We start from the raw sequence: 16,383 nt of genomic DNA, 5'->3' as shown, positions 1-16,383 counted from the left end.
CTCCAAGCGATTGTATTAGCGATCTTTCGGATCAAGGGCATCACGTAAACCATCACCTATAAAGTTAAAACAAAATAAGGTGATGACTAAGAATAAAGCTGGAAAAACCAATAACCAAGGCGCTGCTTCCATTGATTTAGCCCCATCGTTTAATAATCCGCCCCAGCTACTTAATGGCTCTTGAGTACCTAGTCCTAAGAAACTTAAAAATGATTCAAATAAAATCATTCCAGGTACCAGTAATGAGGCATATACGACGACAACGCCGAGAACATTAGGCACAATATGACGCCAAACAATTTGACGTGATGGAACACCACATACAATTGCGGCTTCAATAAATTCTTTTTGTTTAATGCTCAGTGTTTGACCTCTGACAATCCTTGCCATATCTAACCAAGATACCATTCCTATTGCCACAAAAATTAAGAAAATATTGCGACCAAAGAAAGTAACTAATAAGATGACAAAAAACATAAACGGAAAGGAGTTGAGAATTTCTAAAAAACGCATCATAAAGGTATCAACTTTGCCACCAATATATCCTGAGGTTGCACCATATAACGTGCCGACTAATACCGCAATTAATGCCCCTGCAATGCCGACGAGTAATGAAATACGACCGCCGATGGCGACACGAACAAGTAAATCTCGACCTGACGTATCTGTACCAAAATAGTGCATCGTTTCCCATTCTGGTGGGATTGACATAGCCCCAAAATCAAGCTCATCATAAGGGTAGGGCATAAGCATTGGTGCAAAAATAACAAATAGTGCAATACAAAATAGTACAAATAAACTAGTAAGTGCAGCTTTGTTATGGAAAAAACGGCGGCGAGCATCTTGCCATAAGCTTCGACCTTCAATGGTTTCAAGTCTTTCTGTTACCGATTCAAGTAGTTCAGTATCTTTTTGATTCTTTAACATCTTGTTTGTTCCTATGACAACGATAAATTAATAACGAATTTTGGGATCAATCATTGCATATAAAATATCTACAATGGCATTGAATACGATAGTCAATGCTCCCACTAAAATAGTTAAACTGAGTACTAAGGAGTAATCTCGATTTAATGCTCCATTAACAAAAAGTTGTCCAATACCAGGAATACCAAAAATGCTTTCAATTACCATTGAACCAGTAATAATCCCAACAAATGCTGGTCCCATATAAGAGATAACGGGCAATAAGGCAGGACGCAATGCGTGTTTAATTAAAATACGACGCATTGGTAAACCTTTTGCCTTTGCTGTGCGTATAAAATTGGAATGTAATACTTCAATCATTGAGCCACGAGTAATACGAGCAATACTGGCTATATAGGATAGACAGAGTGCAAACATTGGCATTAACATAAATTCAAAGTTTCCGCCTTCCCAGCCTCCAGATGGTAAGAGTTTTAGGGTCACGGAAAAGAGAAGAATTAAAAGCGGTGCAACCACAAAGCTCGGTATGACAACCCCTGTCATTGCAAAGGTCATAATAAAATAATCAAGCCATTTATTCTGATTGAGTGCAGCCATTGCTCCTGCACTAATCCCTAATATTAATGCAATTAAAAAAGCTGATATACCCAATTTAAATGATACGGGAAACGAAGCGGATACAAGCTGATTAACCGTATAATCTTTATATTTAAATGAAGGACCAAAGTCGCCATGAGCAAGATCTTTTAAATAAATAAAATATTGCTTATGAAGTGGCTCATTTAGATGGTACTTAGCTTCAATATTTGCAATTACTTCAGGTGGATAATTTTTTTCACTAGTAAATGGACTACCTGGAGCTAACCGCATCATAAAAAATGAAATTGTAATTAAAATAAAAAGTGTTGGAATCGCCTGTAAAAGACGACGAAGAATTAATTTAAACATACAAGATAATCCAATCCAAACATCGTAAAATGTAAAAAAGAATAAATAAAAGTGCGGTCGGTTTTGACCGCACTTTATTAAGAAATTAAAAATTAATGTTTAATTAAATAAACATCTTTTAAATAGTAGTTTTGTGCTGGATGATTTACGGCAAAACCTTTTACGTAAGGTTTCATCATACGTGGAGTTACATAATAGTATATTGGGATTAATGCAGCATCCTCATCCAATAATTTTTCAAGTTTCGCATAAACATTCGCTCGACCTTCATCTGTTTCTTCTTGGTAAACGGATTTCAATAAAGCATCGTATTCTGCACTTTTATAGAATGCGGTATTATTACTACTATTTGATAAATAGTAAGTTAAGAATGTGGTAGCTTCATTATAGTCAGCACACCAACCTGCACGGGCAATATCATAGTTTGCTTGATGACGAGAATCAACATAGGTTTTCCATTCTTGATTTTCTAGTTTTATATCAACCACACCATTTAAATTTTTCTTCCAAATTGATGAAGCAGCAATAGCAATTTTCTTGTGATTATCGGAGGTGTTATATAACAAATTAATTGTTAATGGATTAGCTTTATCAAATCCCGCTTCTTTCAATAATTCAACCGCTTTTTTGTTACGTTCTGCTTGTGATAATTTAGTCCACTCAGGCATTGCAATTTTTTCCCCTCCATTAATGTAACTTGGGGTAAAGGCATAAGCGGGCTGTTGACCTTGAGCCATTACTTTTTCAGCAATAATGTTACGATCGATAGCCATTGATAGTGCTTTTCTTACACGAACATCATTAAATGGTGCTTTAGTATGATTGATTTCATACTGATAAGTACATAATGAAGGTGGCGTATAAACTTCATTTGGATATTCGGATTTTAATTTTGAAAATAACTCGGTTGGTAATTCGTGGTTAGTTATATCTAAATCTCCAGCTCGATAGCGAGAAACATCTGTATTAGATGAGCTAATTGGATAAAGTGTTACGTTAGTTAGTACGGTTTTTTCATTATTCCAATAAAACTCATTTGGTATCATTTCTAATTTTTCATTGATGATCCAGTTGCTAAGTTTAAATGCACCATTACCAACGATATTGTTTACATCTGTCCATTTATCACCAAATTTTTCAATAATTTTTTTGTTTACTGGAGATAAAACGTAATGTTCTGTTAATTTATCTGCATAAGGAACACTTTCAGATAGGGTTAGCTCTAAAGTATGATCGTCAAGTGCTTTTACGCCTAGTTCCGTTACTGGTTTTTTACCTGCGACAACATCAGAGGCATTTAGTAATTTTAAATATTGTAAATAACTTGCATAAGGAGAAGCTGTGTTTGGATCGGCTAAACGTTGAAAGCCAAATACAAAATCTTCCGCAGTAACAGGTTCTCCGTTAGACCATTTTCCGTTTTTGCGAAGATGGAATGTCCAAGTTTTAAAATCATCACTATGTTCCCACTTTTCCGCTGCACCCGGAATAATATGTCCTTTATCATCAGAGATAACTAATGTTTCAAATAATTGGCGTAAAACTAATGATTCCGGCACACCTTCTACTTTATGTGGATCAATCGAAGTAGGATCTGTTCCATTGTTTATTCTCAATTCTTGTTTTTCTGCAAGTACAGTACCTACTGGCACTTCTGCGGTAAATGCACTTTGTGCAGAGAAAATACTAAAAGCACTTGCTAGTGCAATATTGATTAATGTTTTTTTCGTTGTGTTTGTCATAGTTTTTCCTTTCTTTTGAGAGTAAAAAGAGTTTTTACTTATAAATGAAAATATTATTGATGTAAAGAGTTTAAACCATTATTTATGTTATCTTTTTAGGATTATTTGATTAATATGCAATATATATCTTTTTCATTATGATATTTTTAATTTTTTATTGATAAAGTAAGTTATAATTTACATTCGGTTTGTATTAGAAATAGTTATTGTGTAAAATTTCTAGCAGTTTTCATATAAAAAGTTATAATTTCCTTTGACTAATTGACGATCAAAAGGTAATATTCACGCCCTATGCAAAAGGTAAAATTACCCCTAACTACTGACCCAGTAAAAGATGCTCAGCGTAGATTGGATTACGATGGTTACTATTCTATCAGCCAGCTACCTCGTCTTGCGGAGTCAGTGAGTAAAGTGCTCAGCGATGCACAGGTTTCATTATCGTTTTTTATTGATCCACAAAAATTGGTGGTGATGAAAGGTCAGGCGACTGTTGAGGTTGAATTAGAATGTCAACGTTGTCAGAATCCTTTTATACAAACATTAAGCTGTGATTTTATTTACAGCCCCGTTTCTAATTTGGATCAAGCCGATGAATTACCAGAAATTTATGAACCAATAGAATTTAATGCATTTGGGGAAATAGATTTAGTTGGTATTGTAGAAGATGAACTTATTGTGACGCTTCCTATTATACCAATGCATTCATCTGAACACTGTGAAGTGTCCGTGGCTGAACAGGTTTTTGGCGAATTGCCGGAAGAATTGGCAAAAAAACCGAACCCGTTCGCTGTATTAGCTAGTTTAAAGAAAAAGTAAATTTAGGAGTATAGCCAATGGCTGTTCAACAAAATAAAAAATCTCGTTCACGTCGTGATATGCGTCGTTCTCATGATGCTTTAACTACTGCTGCTGTATCTGTAGATAAAGCAACTGGTGAAACTCATTTACGTCACCACGTAACTGCAGATGGTTACTATCGTGGTCGTAAAGTAATTAATAAGTAATTTATTATTACTTAAGGACATTACTTGACTCGTCTAACCATTGCGTTAGATGTAATGGGCGGGGACATAGGTCCCCGTGTTACTATCCCTGCATCTATAAAAGCGTTAGAGAACGATCCAGATTTGTTTCTTCTTCTGTTTGGTGATCGTCATCAAATAGTGCCCTTGCTCAATAATCTTTCTTCCGATATTCGTACTAGGTTGACGATTTGTCATACTTCTCACGAGATAAAAAATAATCAAGATTTATCTTTCGCATTACGCCATAGTAAAGGTTCTTCAATGAGATTAGCTATTGAGGCTGTTCAACGTGGAGAAGCTAAGGCTTGTGTTAGTGCTGGGAATACGGGGGCTTTAATGGGATTATCAAAAATTATTTTACAACCATTAAAAGGTATTGAACGACCAGCCTTAATTTCTATTTTGCCGACGATGCAAGGTGAGCGTAGTGTTATGCTAGATTTAGGTGCAAATATAAATTGTAGTGCTGAGAATCTATATCAATTTGCACTAATGGGAACAATTTTTGCTGAAAATTGTTTAGGGTTAGTTTACCCTAGAATAGCCTTGCTAAATATTGGTATTGAAGAAATCAAAGGAAATAAATTGATTAAAGATACTGCTGAAATATTAAAGCAAAAAACGACATTAAATTATATTGGTTTTATTGAGGGTGATTCGTTACTTAATGGTAAGGCTGATATTATTGTTCATGATGGGTTTGTTGGAAACATCGCATTAAAGACAATAGAAGGTGTAATAAAAAATATGATTTCTTTATTCAAAGGCGATAGTTCAGTGAATAAAACAAATCATATTTGTAAATCAATTTTTGGAAAATTGATGAAAAATTTATTTTTAAAAGGAAGTTATCAGAGATTAAAAAATATTAATCCTGATCAATATAACGGTGCATCTTTAATTGGCTTAAATTCTGTTGTTGTAAAAAGTCATGGTAGTGCAAATATTGATGCTTTTTCCTATGCAATTGCTGATGCCGCATTACAAGCCCGCCAAAATATTCCCAACAAAATTTTAGTTGGATTAGAGAAATATTAATTGATTAATTTATGAAAATTTATTTGAGATATATATATGTATAGTAGAATTTTAGCTACCGGAAGTTATTTACCTGAACAAATTAGGACAAATGCTGATTTGGAAAAAATGGTGGAAACATCAGATGAGTGGATTACCACAAGATCTGGTATTAAAGAACGGCGTATCGCAAAAGATAATGAAACTGTTGCCACAATGGGATTTGAAGCAGCGAAGAAATGTTTTGATATTGCACATATTGATCCAAATGAAATTGATTTAATCGTGGTTGGAACAACGACCCATTCACACGCCTATCCAAGTGCAGCCTGTCAAATTCAAGGAATGCTTGGAATTGATAATGCAATTTCTTTTGATGTTGCGGCGGCTTGTACAGGATTTATCTATGCATTGAGTGTAGCGGATCAGTTTATTCGCACAGGAAAAATTAGAAAAGCATTAGTCATAGGATCGGATCTTAATTCTCGAAATTTAGATAATTCTGATCGTGGAACTGTTATTTTATTTGGTGATGGTGCAGGAGCAGTTATTTTAGAGGCATCAGAGCAACAAGGGATTATTTCTACCCATTTACATGCAAAATCAGATCAAAGTGGCATATTAGTTCTTCCACAATTAGAAAGAGGAGTTGAGCATTCTGGATTTATTCAAATGCAAGGTAATGAAACCTTTAAATTAGCTGTTCGTGAATTGGCAAATGTTGTAGAGGAAACTCTACAAGAAAATGATTTAGACAAGAAAGATCTTGATTGGCTAGTTCCACATCAAGCTAATTTACGAATTATTAGTGCAACAGCTAAAAAATTAGATATGGATATGTCACAAGTTGTCATCACTTTAGATCGCTATGGTAATACAAGTGCAGCAACGGTTCCGACGGCTTTAGATGAGGCGGTTAGAGATGGGCGTATTCAACGTGGTCAACTATTGTTGTTAGAGGCATTTGGTGGTGGTTGGACTTGGGGTTCAGCACTAGTTAGATTTTAAGAATATTTGATATAATTTATAAAATAATAATTAATAATATGGGATAAATATTATGAAAAAATTTGCAATAGTATTTCCTGGTCAAGGATCTCAAACTGTTGGTATGCTATCTGATCTTGTTACAGAATTTCCAGTTGTACTTGATACATTTAAAAAAGCATCGGATGTATTAGGTTATGATTTATGGAAACTTATCCAAGAAGGTCCCATAGAAGAATTAAATAAGACTTGGAAAACACAACCTGCACTTTTGACTGCATCTGTTGCTGTTTTTGAAGTTTTTAAACAAAAATATCCACATCTAAAACCTGAGTTAATGGCTGGGCATAGTTTAGGTGAGTATTCAGCTTTAGTTTGTTCCGGTGTTATTGATTTTCAAGATGCGATTAAGTTAGTTGAATTAAGAGGAAAATTGATGCAACAAGCTGTACCTGAAGGTGTTGGTGCGATGTATGCAATTATTGGATTAGATAATGAAAGTATCATTCAAGCTTGTACAGAGGCAGCACAAGGCGAGGTTGTTTCTGCTGTTAATTTTAATTCACTTGGACAAGTTGTTATTGCAGGAAATAAAGCGGCTGTTGAGCGTGCAGCGGTACTCTGTAAAACTTTAGGCGCGAAAAGAGCCTTGCCATTACCTGTGAGTGTACCTTCACATTGTAGCTTAATGAAACCAGCAGCAGATCAACTTGCTATTTCTCTAGAGAGTATTGCTATTAAATCACCGGTAATACCTGTGATAAATAATGTTGATGTCAAGAAAGAAGATGGTATTAATGAAATTCGAGATGCATTAGTTCGCCAACTTTATAGCCCTGTACGTTGGACGGAAACAGTAGAAAAAATGTATCAAGCTGGTATTGAGGTATTAGTTGAAGTTGGTCCAGGTAAGGTATTATCAGGATTAACAAAACGTATTAATACAAATTTAAATTCAGCTTCCGTTAATGATATTAAATCGTTAGTGATGCTTGGTGATATTTTAAGTTAATTATCTGCATATCATAAAATTTGGAGAAAATAATGGAAAATCAAATTGCTTTAGTGACTGGTGCAACTCGCGGAATTGGGCGTGCAATAGCAGAAGAATTAGTTTCAAAAGGTATTTTTGTAATTGGTACAGCAACTTCTGATAAAGGTGCAGAGGCCATTTCATCTTACCTAGGTGAAAAAGGGAAAGGCTTAGTTTTAAATGTTGCTGATATAGAGTCTATTGAAACAGTTTTAAAGAAAATTAAAGAAGATTTTGGTGATATTGATATTTTAGTAAATAACGCTGGGATTACCCGTGATAATTTATTAATGAGAATGAAAGATGAAGAATGGTTTGATATTTTACAAACTAATTTAACCTCCGTTTATCGCTTATCAAAAGCAATGTTGCGTACTATGATGAAAAAACGTTATGGACGAATTATTAATATAGGTTCTGTTGTTGGTTCTATGGGGAATCCAGGGCAAACTAACTATTGTGCAGCTAAAGCTGGGCTTATTGGCTTTAGTAAATCTTTAGCAAAAGAAGTTGCAGCAAGGGGCATTACTGTAAATGTTGTTGCTCCAGGATTTATTGCGACAGATATGACGGAAGTGCTTTCTGAAGAACAAAAATCGGGTATTTTAGCTAATGTACCAGCTGGACGTTTAGGTGAACCTAAGGAAATAGCAAAAGCAGTGGCATTTTTGGCATCAGAAGATGCGAGTTATATTACAGGCATTACATTGCATGTAAATGGTGGGTTATATTTATCGTAATTTCTTAATTCATCGTTGACTAGTCTAGAAATATGATTAGCTTAATGCTAGAATGGCTGAAGGAAAGAGTGATTTCTATTAGGTGTTTATTGTTGAGGTTTGACCTTGTAAAAATAGGTTGCAACTTCAGAAAAAATGAATACACTATGTAATTATTATTTTATCGCTAACTATAAATAGGAAAAAAGCAAAATGAGCATTGAAGAGCGCGTAAAAAAAATCATCGTTGAACAGTTAAGTGTAAAAGAAGAAGATGTAAAATCTGAAGCTTCATTTATTGAAGATTTAGGTGCTGATTCTTTAGATACAGTTGAATTGGTAATGGCGTTAGAAGAAGAATTTGATATTGAAATTCCTGATGAAGACGCAGAAAAAATTACCACAGTACAATCTGCGATTGATTACGTTCAAAATAATCAATAATTTAGATTTAAAGAATAGTATTTTTTCTCAAATAATTGTTAATATTTGAGATTTATAAAAGCAAGGTTTGAATAATTTCAATCCTTGTTTTTTTATGTTCAAATTTTCCCTTTTCCCTTTTTTTCTTTCATAATTTGGTGTTTTATTTTTTATAAACTTTTGCTTAGTATTATATTTATAGATATTTAAAGGTTAATCTGGATTTTCAGATAGAATTCCATTTTGGTATTTAGATTGATGAAAATAATTAAGCATTTCTTATTTGCTAGGGAGATATAAAAGATATTTATTATTTTAAAAATGTTTAATGCTATGATTAAGGTGGAATGGGAATATATTGTGCTATAAAATAATGGATGTAAGTATTTAATTTCTATGTAGCTATACTAGAATTAATAAATTATTTTTATGTTAATTAATTGGAGTGAAAAATGATAAATAGACGACGTTTTATTCAAATTGGTGCTAGTGCTATGTTGGTACTTGGTTCTAATCGCTATGGTTGGTCTCTATCCTCTTCAGCAAATGCTGTAAAATTAAGAATTGTAGCAACAACAGATCTCCATAGTTTTTTGACTGATTTTGATTATTATAAAGATGAATCAACAAAAAAATTCGGTTTTACTCGTACTGCTACCTTAATTGAACAAGCGAGAAAAGAAGTAAAAAATAGTGTTCTGGTTGATAATGGGGATTTAATACAAGGAAATCCTATTGCTGATTATCAGGTTAGTATGGGTCATAAGAAAGGGCAATCTAATCCAGCAATTGATGTGCTTAATTTTATGAAGTACGATGTAGGAACATTAGGAAACCATGAGTTTAATTATGGTTTATCTTATCTTGATTCTGCAATTCAGCAAGCTAATTTTCCCATCATTAATGCTAATGTTGTAAAACCAAATACTGATACACCTGTTTATCAACCTTATTTTATCCAAGAGAAAATAGTAATCGATGAGCTAGGCAATGAACAAAAAATAAAAATTGGTTATATTGGATTTGTACCCCCTCAAATTATGATATGGGATAAGGCAAATTTAGATGGTAAAGTTGATGCTAAAGATATTGTGAAGACCGCAGAACGATTTGTGCCTATTTTAAAAGAGAAAGGCGCTGATATTATTGTTGCGCTTGCACATACAGGACCATCAGATGAACCTTATCAAGAAGGTGCGGAGAATTCGGCATTTTATCTTGCTGATGTGAAAGGTATTGATGCGGTTATTTTTGGGCATGCTCATCGTTTATTCCCTAATAAAGAATTTATAAAATCACCTAATGCAGATATTGAAAAAGGGACTATTAAAGGTATTCCTGAAAGTATGGCGGGTTATTGGGGGAATAATATTAGTGTTGTTGATTTAACTTTGGCAAAAGATCAAGGTAAATGGATTGTTGCTGATGGTAGTGCCGCATTACGTCCTATTTATGATATTGAGAAAAAAGAATCAACGGTTGAGAATCATCCTGAAGTGGTTGCATTACTGAAACCAGTACACGAGGCGACAAGAGCTTTTGTTTCACAGCCTATAGGAAAAGCGACTGATAATATGTACAGTTATTTAGCATTAATACAAGATGATCCTACGGTACAAATTGTCAATTTAGCTCAAAAAGCTTATGCTGAAAATGTTGTGAAAAATTTACCAGAATTAAAAGGATTGCCAGTTTTAAGTGCTGGTGCTCCTTTTAAGGCTGGCGGTCGTAAAAATGATCCTACGGGTTATACCGAGGTTAATAAAGGCAATTTAACTTTTAGAAATGCTGCAGATTTATATCTGTATCCAAATACGTTGGTGATTGTAAAAGTAACTGGGGAAGAATTAAAAGAGTGGTTAGAATGTAGTGCAGGTATGTTTAATCAAATTGATATAAATACAGAAAATACACAGTATTTACTCGATTGGACAGGATTTAGAACCTATAATTTTGATGTAATCGATGGTATTGAGTACCAATATGATATTACACAACCAGCTCGTTATGATGGTGACTGTAAGCTTATTAATAAGAATGCACATCGAGTGATTAACTTAACTTATCAAGGTCAGTCAATTGATCCTAATGCTGAGTTTTTAATTGCAACAAATAATTATCGAGCATATAGTAACAAATTCCCTGGAACAGGAAGTAGCCATATTGTTTTCGCAGCACCTGATGAAAATCGTCAAATTTTGGCAAACTATATTACTGATGAAAGTCAGAAAAAAGGTCAAGTAAGCCCTAATGCAGATAAAAATTGGCGTATAGCTCCTATTGATAGTAAATTAAAATTAGATATTCGAGTGGAAACCTCTCCTAGTGAGAAAGCAAAGCGATTTATTCAAGAAAAAGCACAGTATCCAATGAAATTTATTGAACATGATGATATAGGGTTTGCAGTATATCAAATTGATTTGAGTAAATAATTTATTCTTGAAATATTGATTAAAATTATATGATTTAATCTATAAGTTAAATTATAAGGGCTGAATTATTTCAGCCCTTATTTGATTTTAAGATATATCTGTTTTCTTTTATAAGCGAATTAGTGATTATTTTGCGATAGATCAACGAGGTAATTCTTTTTTAAAAAAGTAATAAATAGATAAGTTTTTTTCTATTATGATATTAACCCTAGTTACAATATATACGAGGATATTATGTTATATTTAGAATTTCTATTTTTACTTTTAATGCTTTACACTGGTAGTCGCTTTGGTGGTATTGGGCTTGGTGTTGTTTCTGGTATTGGACTGGCTATTGAGGTTTTTGTTTTCCGAATGCCAGTAGGGAAGGCTCCCGTTAATGTGATGTTGATTATCTTGGCTGTAGTAACTTGTGCATCAATTTTAGAAGCTGCTGGTGGCTTGAAATTTATGTTGCAAATAGCAGAAAAGATTTTGAGAAGTAATCCTAAACGAGTGACTATTTTAGGTCCGATAGTGACTTATATAATGACATTTATGTTAGGTACAGGTCATTCGGTTTATTCTATTATGCCAATTATTGGTGATGTAGCATTGAAGAATAATATTCGTCCAGAACGTCCTATGGCTGCCTCATCTATTGCCTCGCAGCTTTCAATTACCTCAAGTCCTTTATCTGCAGCAGTTGTGTATTATCTTGGGCAGATTACAAAAATGCCAGGTTTTGAGCATATAACTTTACTTAATATTATTAGCGTTACGGTACCTGCAACATTTGCTGGAACAATTGCTCTCGCTTTGTATAGTTTACGCAGAGGAAAGGAATTAGTTGATGATCCTGAATATCAACGTCGTTTGCAAGATCCAGTATGGAAAGAGCGTATTCTAAATACAACGAGCACTACTTTAAATGAAGTTTTACCGCCCGCCGCAAAACTTTCAGTTTATTTATTCCTACTTTCCTTAGTCTCTATAGTCGTAGTTGCGATGATTCCAGATATTCGAACTATTGGAGAGGGAGCAAAACCAATTTCAATGTCGTTGATTATTCAAATGATGATGTTGTGTTTTGGTGGGATCATTTTACTTGCAACTAAAACAAATCCACAAATAGTCCCTAATGGTGTAGTATTCAAATCAGGTATGGTTGCAGCTATTGCCATTTTTGGTATTGCATGGATGAGTGATACTTATTTCCAGTTTGCGATGCCGCAGTTTAAGGCTGGAATTACGGAAATGGTTCAGACTTATCCTTGGACATTTGCACTTGCTTTATTTGCAGTTTCAGTCGTTATTAATAGCCAAGCTGCAACTGCGGTTATGATGTTGCCTGTTGGTATCGGTTTAGGGTTACCAGCTCCATTATTAATTGGGTTAATGCCTGCTACCTATGGATATTTCTTTATTCCTAATTATCCATCAGATATTGCGACAGTAAACTTTGATGTAACAGGAACAACAAAAATAGGTAAATTCTATTTTAACCATAGTTTTATGGTACCTGGGTTAATAGGTGTTGTAACAGCTTGTTTGGTTGGGGTGGCTATTGCTGAAATTATTATTCGTTAGTGTTAGTCATTAGGATAGTAAAAAAACACCCCAAATCTTGCATCCAAGTTTGGGGTGAATATCAATCAGAGTAGTTTTTTAGAATTAATTAAGAACGTTTCATTATATTGAAAAATTCTTCATTAGTTTTTGCAACCATTAGTTTATCAATCAAGAATTCCATTGCTTCAGCTTCGCCCATAGGATGAAGGATTTTGCGGAGAATCCACATTTTTTGTAATTCATCAGGGGTAGTAAGTAGATCTTCTTTACGTGTTCCTGAACGATTAAAGTCGATAGCTGGGAATACTCGTTTCTCTGCAATTTTACGAGAAAGGTGCAATTCCATATTACCTGTACCTTTAAATTCTTCAAAGATAACTTCGTCCATTTTGGAACCTGTATCAACAAGAGCGGTCGCAATAATTGTTAAACTTCCACCTTCTTCCACATTACGAGCGGCACCAAAGAAACGTTTTGGTCTATGTAACGCATTGGCATCAACCCCACCTGAAAGAATTTTTCCTGAAGCTGGCGTTACTGTATTGTAAGCTCGAGCAAGACGAGTAATACTATCAAGTAAAATAATAACGTCTTTTTTATGTTCAACAGAGCGTTTTGCTTTTTCGATTACCATTTCGGCTACTTGAACGTGACGAGAAGCTGGCTCATCAAAAGTTGAGGCAATTACTTCACCTTTTACGGAGCGTTGCATTTCAGTTACTTCTTCTGGTCGTTCATCAATCAATAAGACAATTAATTCACATTCAGGATAGTTATGTGTAATGCTTTGTGCAATATTTTGTAGCAACATAGTTTTACCCGCTTTAGGAGGGGCGACAATTAAACCACGTTGTCCTTTACCAATAGGAGAAGCTAAATCAAGAATACGAGCAGTGAGGTCTTCTGTAGAACCGTTACCTCTTTCCATTCTTAGGCGAGAGTTTGCATGTAATGGTGTTAAGTTTTCAAAAAGGATTTTACTACGAGATACTTCAGGTTTGTCATCATTGACTCGATCTACTTTTAATAAGGCAAAATAGCGTTCACTTTCTTTTGGTGGTCTGATTTTTCCATCAATTTTATCACCTGTTTGTAGATTGAAACGTCTTATTTGACTTGGTGAGACATAGATATCATCAGGACCTGCTAGATAAGAGCTATCAGCAGAGCGTAAGAAACCGAAACCATCAGGTAAAATTTCTAAGACTCCGCCACCGAAAATATCCTCACCGCTTTTAGCATGTTGCTTTAGGATGGCGAAGACAATATCTTGTTTACGTAAGCGGGCAAGGTTTTCTAAACCCATTTGTGTCTCACCCAATTTAACTAAATCTGAGACGGGGGTATTTTTTAGTTCTGTTAAATGCATAATTTGAAATGTTTTATAAGATTAGCTTATGTTATGAATAATAATAGTTTAGTAGGAATTGACTTTTTATAGTCTTCAGAATGGCGCTAAAGTTATCATTAAATCGATATCCTGTCTAGTTTATTAAAGAAAAAATTACAAAAGTGCGGTTATTTTTTGAGGATTTTTGTAGTTCGTGCTATTCTTTAACCCATGATTATCAATTTTAATATCTTATGCAAAATAACCATTTAAGCAAAATCCGTTTTACTGACCTTCCATTAAACAATAAAATTCTCAGCTCACTTGTTGAAAAAGGATTTGAGTTTTGTACACCTATTCAAGCATTGTCGTTACCCATTAGTTTGGCGGGACGAGATGTCGCTGGTCAAGCTCAAACAGGGACGGGAAAAACTATGGCGTTTTTAACCGCAACTTTTCATCATTTACTGACGAATGACAATAAAAATACAAACAATTCCCAGCCAAGAGCATTGATCCTCGCACCTACACGAGAACTTGCTGTACAAATTAGTAATGATGCAGAATTATTATCACAAGCAACAGGATTAAAGATTGCTTTAGCTTATGGTGGTGATGGTTATGATAAACAACTACAAGCCATAGAAAAGGGCGTTGATATTTTAATTGGTACCACAGGTCGTGTGATTGATTATGTTAAGCAAGGTATTATTAACCTTGATCATATTCAAGTAGCCGTATTAGATGAAGCCGATCGTATGTTTGACCTTGGTTTCATTAAAGATATTCGTTATTTATTACGTAAATGCCCTTCTCCTAAACAACGTTTGACGATGTTATTTTCAGCAACCTTATCACATAAGGTTCGTGAATTAGCTTTTGAAGATATGAATGATCCTGAGTATATTGAGATTGAACCATTACAAAAAACAGGGCATCGCATAAAAGAGGAATTATTTTACCCTTCTAATAAAGATAAAATGGCATTATTAATGACATTATTAGAAGAGGAATGGCCTGAGCGTTGTATTATTTTTGCTAATACGAAACATCGTTGTCAGCAAATTTGGGGACATTTATCTGCGGATGGTCATCGTGTAGCTTTATTGACAGGCGATGTGGCTCAGAAAAAACGATTATCATTGTTAAAGCAATTTACTGATGGTGATTTAGATATTCTTGTCGCAACCGATGTGGCGGCTAGAGGGTTACATATTCCTGATGTGACTCATGTGTTTAATTATGACTTACCTGATGATCGAGAAGATTATGTCCACCGTATAGGACGTACTGGTCGAGCGGGAGAAAGTGGTGTGTCAATTAGTTTTGCTTGTGAAGAATATGCAATGAATTTAACAGCGATAGAAGAATATATTGGACATCATATTCCTGTAAGTCAATATGATCCACAATCGTTGTTGACTGATTTGCCTCGACCAAATAAATTAAAACGCAACGTTCCATTGAATAAGAATAAAAATCCAAAATTTAGAAAAAAGATAAAAAATAACCGTACTATTTAAATTACTTCATAGCATAGATAGGTTTAGACTGTTTAAAATTATATTATATTGTGCGCTGTATTTTTGCGAGCTTAAATTCTTGGTCCATTTCTTTCGTTTTCATATTTTATCTAGTGTAAGTGGAATAATTTGATGTTTGAATTATAAGCATAAAGGACAAGAAGAATAGTTTTTTATAGGCGATCGTAACTAAAGGACGAAAAATGGTCAAAAATATTGTGTTTTTTGACTATTTTGTATTTACCGCCCTAAAATTTCATCAATTAATCTCTTTTTCTGTTTCAATTCTAATCCATTATGACACCTTAATCGCTGTTTTAAATGTCCAAAATTTCCTTTTCTTTGATGTGTTTGGCATGTTTAAGATAAGATGTTTTTGATAAGTAAATAGGTAAAGTAGATTGGTTTTTAAGCGTCTAAAAGCATTTCTTAAACGCCTATGTGCTATGTATGTGTATAGTGAGATTTACCTGTTTCAAGATTTAATCTACATTCATTATAATACTATTCATATTTATCAAACCATTGCTCTAAAAAGTCTCTAAATTGTATTTCTGTAACTTGTGTGAGTAAATTAGTGATTAACCATAAATCTTTTACAACAACTTTTTTAGCGTGTTTTGATAGATACCTTTGGGTAAAATTTGATAAAATTAACAAAACTGAGCGGGATAGATAGAATGATAAGCTTTTAATTAAACCACGTCGTTCATCACAAACTATCCC

At 34.1% G+C, this 16,383-nt stretch carries 15 protein-coding genes; 10 read left to right on the top strand and 5 right to left on the bottom strand.

Features of this window, described 5'->3' with window-relative positions; all coding sequences use genetic code 11:
- Positions 1-15: 15 nt before the first annotated feature.
- From oppC to EV697_RS07215, 3 genes are all read right to left on the bottom strand, one after another.
- Entirely contained in the window at positions 16-927 is a 912-nt protein-coding gene (oppC, locus tag EV697_RS07225; RefSeq protein ID WP_132024148.1) for an oligopeptide ABC transporter permease OppC, read from the bottom strand.
- A 27-nt stretch (positions 928-954) separates the two neighbouring features.
- Positions 955-1,875, bottom strand: a complete 921-nt coding sequence (oppB, locus tag EV697_RS07220; RefSeq protein ID WP_132024146.1) for an oligopeptide ABC transporter permease OppB — start codon at positions 1,873-1,875, stop codon at positions 955-957.
- A gap of 92 nt (positions 1,876-1,967) precedes the next feature.
- A complete protein-coding gene (locus EV697_RS07215) occupies positions 1,968-3,617 on the bottom strand; it encodes an ABC transporter substrate-binding protein (protein ID WP_132024144.1) in 1,650 nt (549 codons plus the stop codon).
- A 291-nt stretch (positions 3,618-3,908) separates the two neighbouring features.
- On the opposite strand from EV697_RS07215, the gene yceD reads away from it, so the two are divergent.
- The 9 genes from yceD to EV697_RS07170 all read left to right on the top strand — a co-directional run bounded on the left by yceD (position 3,909) and on the right by EV697_RS07170 (position 12,822).
- Positions 3,909-4,433 carry a 23S rRNA accumulation protein YceD gene (gene yceD / locus EV697_RS07210; protein ID WP_132024142.1) on the top strand — a complete coding sequence of 175 codons (525 nt, stop codon included), beginning with the start codon at positions 3,909-3,911 and terminating at the stop codon, positions 4,431-4,433.
- 17 nt (positions 4,434-4,450) lie between these two features.
- Positions 4,451-4,621, top strand: a complete 171-nt coding sequence (rpmF, locus tag EV697_RS07205) for a 50S ribosomal protein L32 (RefSeq protein ID WP_103853741.1) — start codon at positions 4,451-4,453, stop codon at positions 4,619-4,621.
- 24 nt (positions 4,622-4,645) lie between these two features.
- Positions 4,646-5,680, top strand: a complete 1,035-nt coding sequence (gene plsX, locus EV697_RS07200) for a phosphate acyltransferase PlsX (protein ID WP_132024140.1) — start codon at positions 4,646-4,648, stop codon at positions 5,678-5,680.
- 36 nt (positions 5,681-5,716) lie between these two features.
- Positions 5,717-6,667, top strand: coding sequence for a beta-ketoacyl-ACP synthase III (locus tag EV697_RS07195; protein WP_132024138.1), 951 nt, complete (start codon positions 5,717-5,719; stop codon positions 6,665-6,667).
- Between the two features lie 52 nt (positions 6,668-6,719).
- On the top strand, positions 6,720-7,658 hold the full coding sequence (gene fabD, locus EV697_RS07190) for an ACP S-malonyltransferase (RefSeq protein ID WP_132024136.1): 939 nt from the start codon (positions 6,720-6,722) through the stop codon (positions 7,656-7,658).
- Between the two features lie 32 nt (positions 7,659-7,690).
- Complete coding sequence (fabG, locus tag EV697_RS07185; RefSeq protein WP_132024134.1) at positions 7,691-8,419, top strand: 3-oxoacyl-ACP reductase FabG; 729 nt, start codon at positions 7,691-7,693, stop codon at positions 8,417-8,419.
- A gap of 192 nt (positions 8,420-8,611) precedes the next feature.
- Entirely contained in the window at positions 8,612-8,842 is a 231-nt protein-coding gene (acpP, locus tag EV697_RS07180) for an acyl carrier protein (RefSeq protein ID WP_132024132.1), read from the top strand.
- A 431-nt stretch (positions 8,843-9,273) separates the two neighbouring features.
- Positions 9,274-11,253: a 2',3'-cyclic-nucleotide 2'-phosphodiesterase gene (gene cpdB / locus EV697_RS07175; protein ID WP_132024130.1), complete on the top strand. Its 1,980-nt coding sequence runs from the start codon at positions 9,274-9,276 to the stop codon at positions 11,251-11,253.
- Between the two features lie 234 nt (positions 11,254-11,487).
- Complete coding sequence (locus tag EV697_RS07170) at positions 11,488-12,822, top strand: anaerobic C4-dicarboxylate transporter (protein WP_132024128.1); 1,335 nt, start codon at positions 11,488-11,490, stop codon at positions 12,820-12,822.
- An 88-nt stretch (positions 12,823-12,910) separates the two neighbouring features.
- Here the strand turns inward: EV697_RS07170 and rho are convergent, their stop codons facing one another.
- The gene (gene rho, locus EV697_RS07165) at positions 12,911-14,173 is read right to left on the bottom strand and encodes a transcription termination factor Rho (protein ID WP_132024126.1); all 1,263 of its coding nucleotides are present in this window, start codon (positions 14,171-14,173) and stop codon (positions 12,911-12,913) included.
- A 215-nt stretch (positions 14,174-14,388) separates the two neighbouring features.
- Between rho and rhlB the strand changes: the two genes are divergently transcribed.
- Positions 14,389-15,657 (top strand): ATP-dependent RNA helicase RhlB, encoded by a 1,269-nt coding sequence (gene rhlB / locus EV697_RS07160; RefSeq protein WP_132024124.1) that lies wholly within the window; start codon positions 14,389-14,391, stop codon positions 15,655-15,657.
- A 504-nt stretch (positions 15,658-16,161) separates the two neighbouring features.
- On the opposite strand, the gene EV697_RS09920 is transcribed toward rhlB, so the two are convergent.
- The coding region (locus EV697_RS09920) for a hypothetical protein (RefSeq protein WP_207904098.1) at positions 16,162-16,383 on the bottom strand (222 nt) is incomplete at its 5' end.

Origin of the sequence: Bisgaardia hudsonensis (genome assembly GCF_004345785.1) — a bacterium.
GTDB classification, from domain to species: Bacteria; Pseudomonadota; Gammaproteobacteria; order Enterobacterales; family Pasteurellaceae; genus Bisgaardia; species Bisgaardia hudsonensis.
The sequence above is the reverse complement of the archived record's forward strand: the minus strand, read 5'-3'. Positions and strand labels throughout refer to the sequence as shown.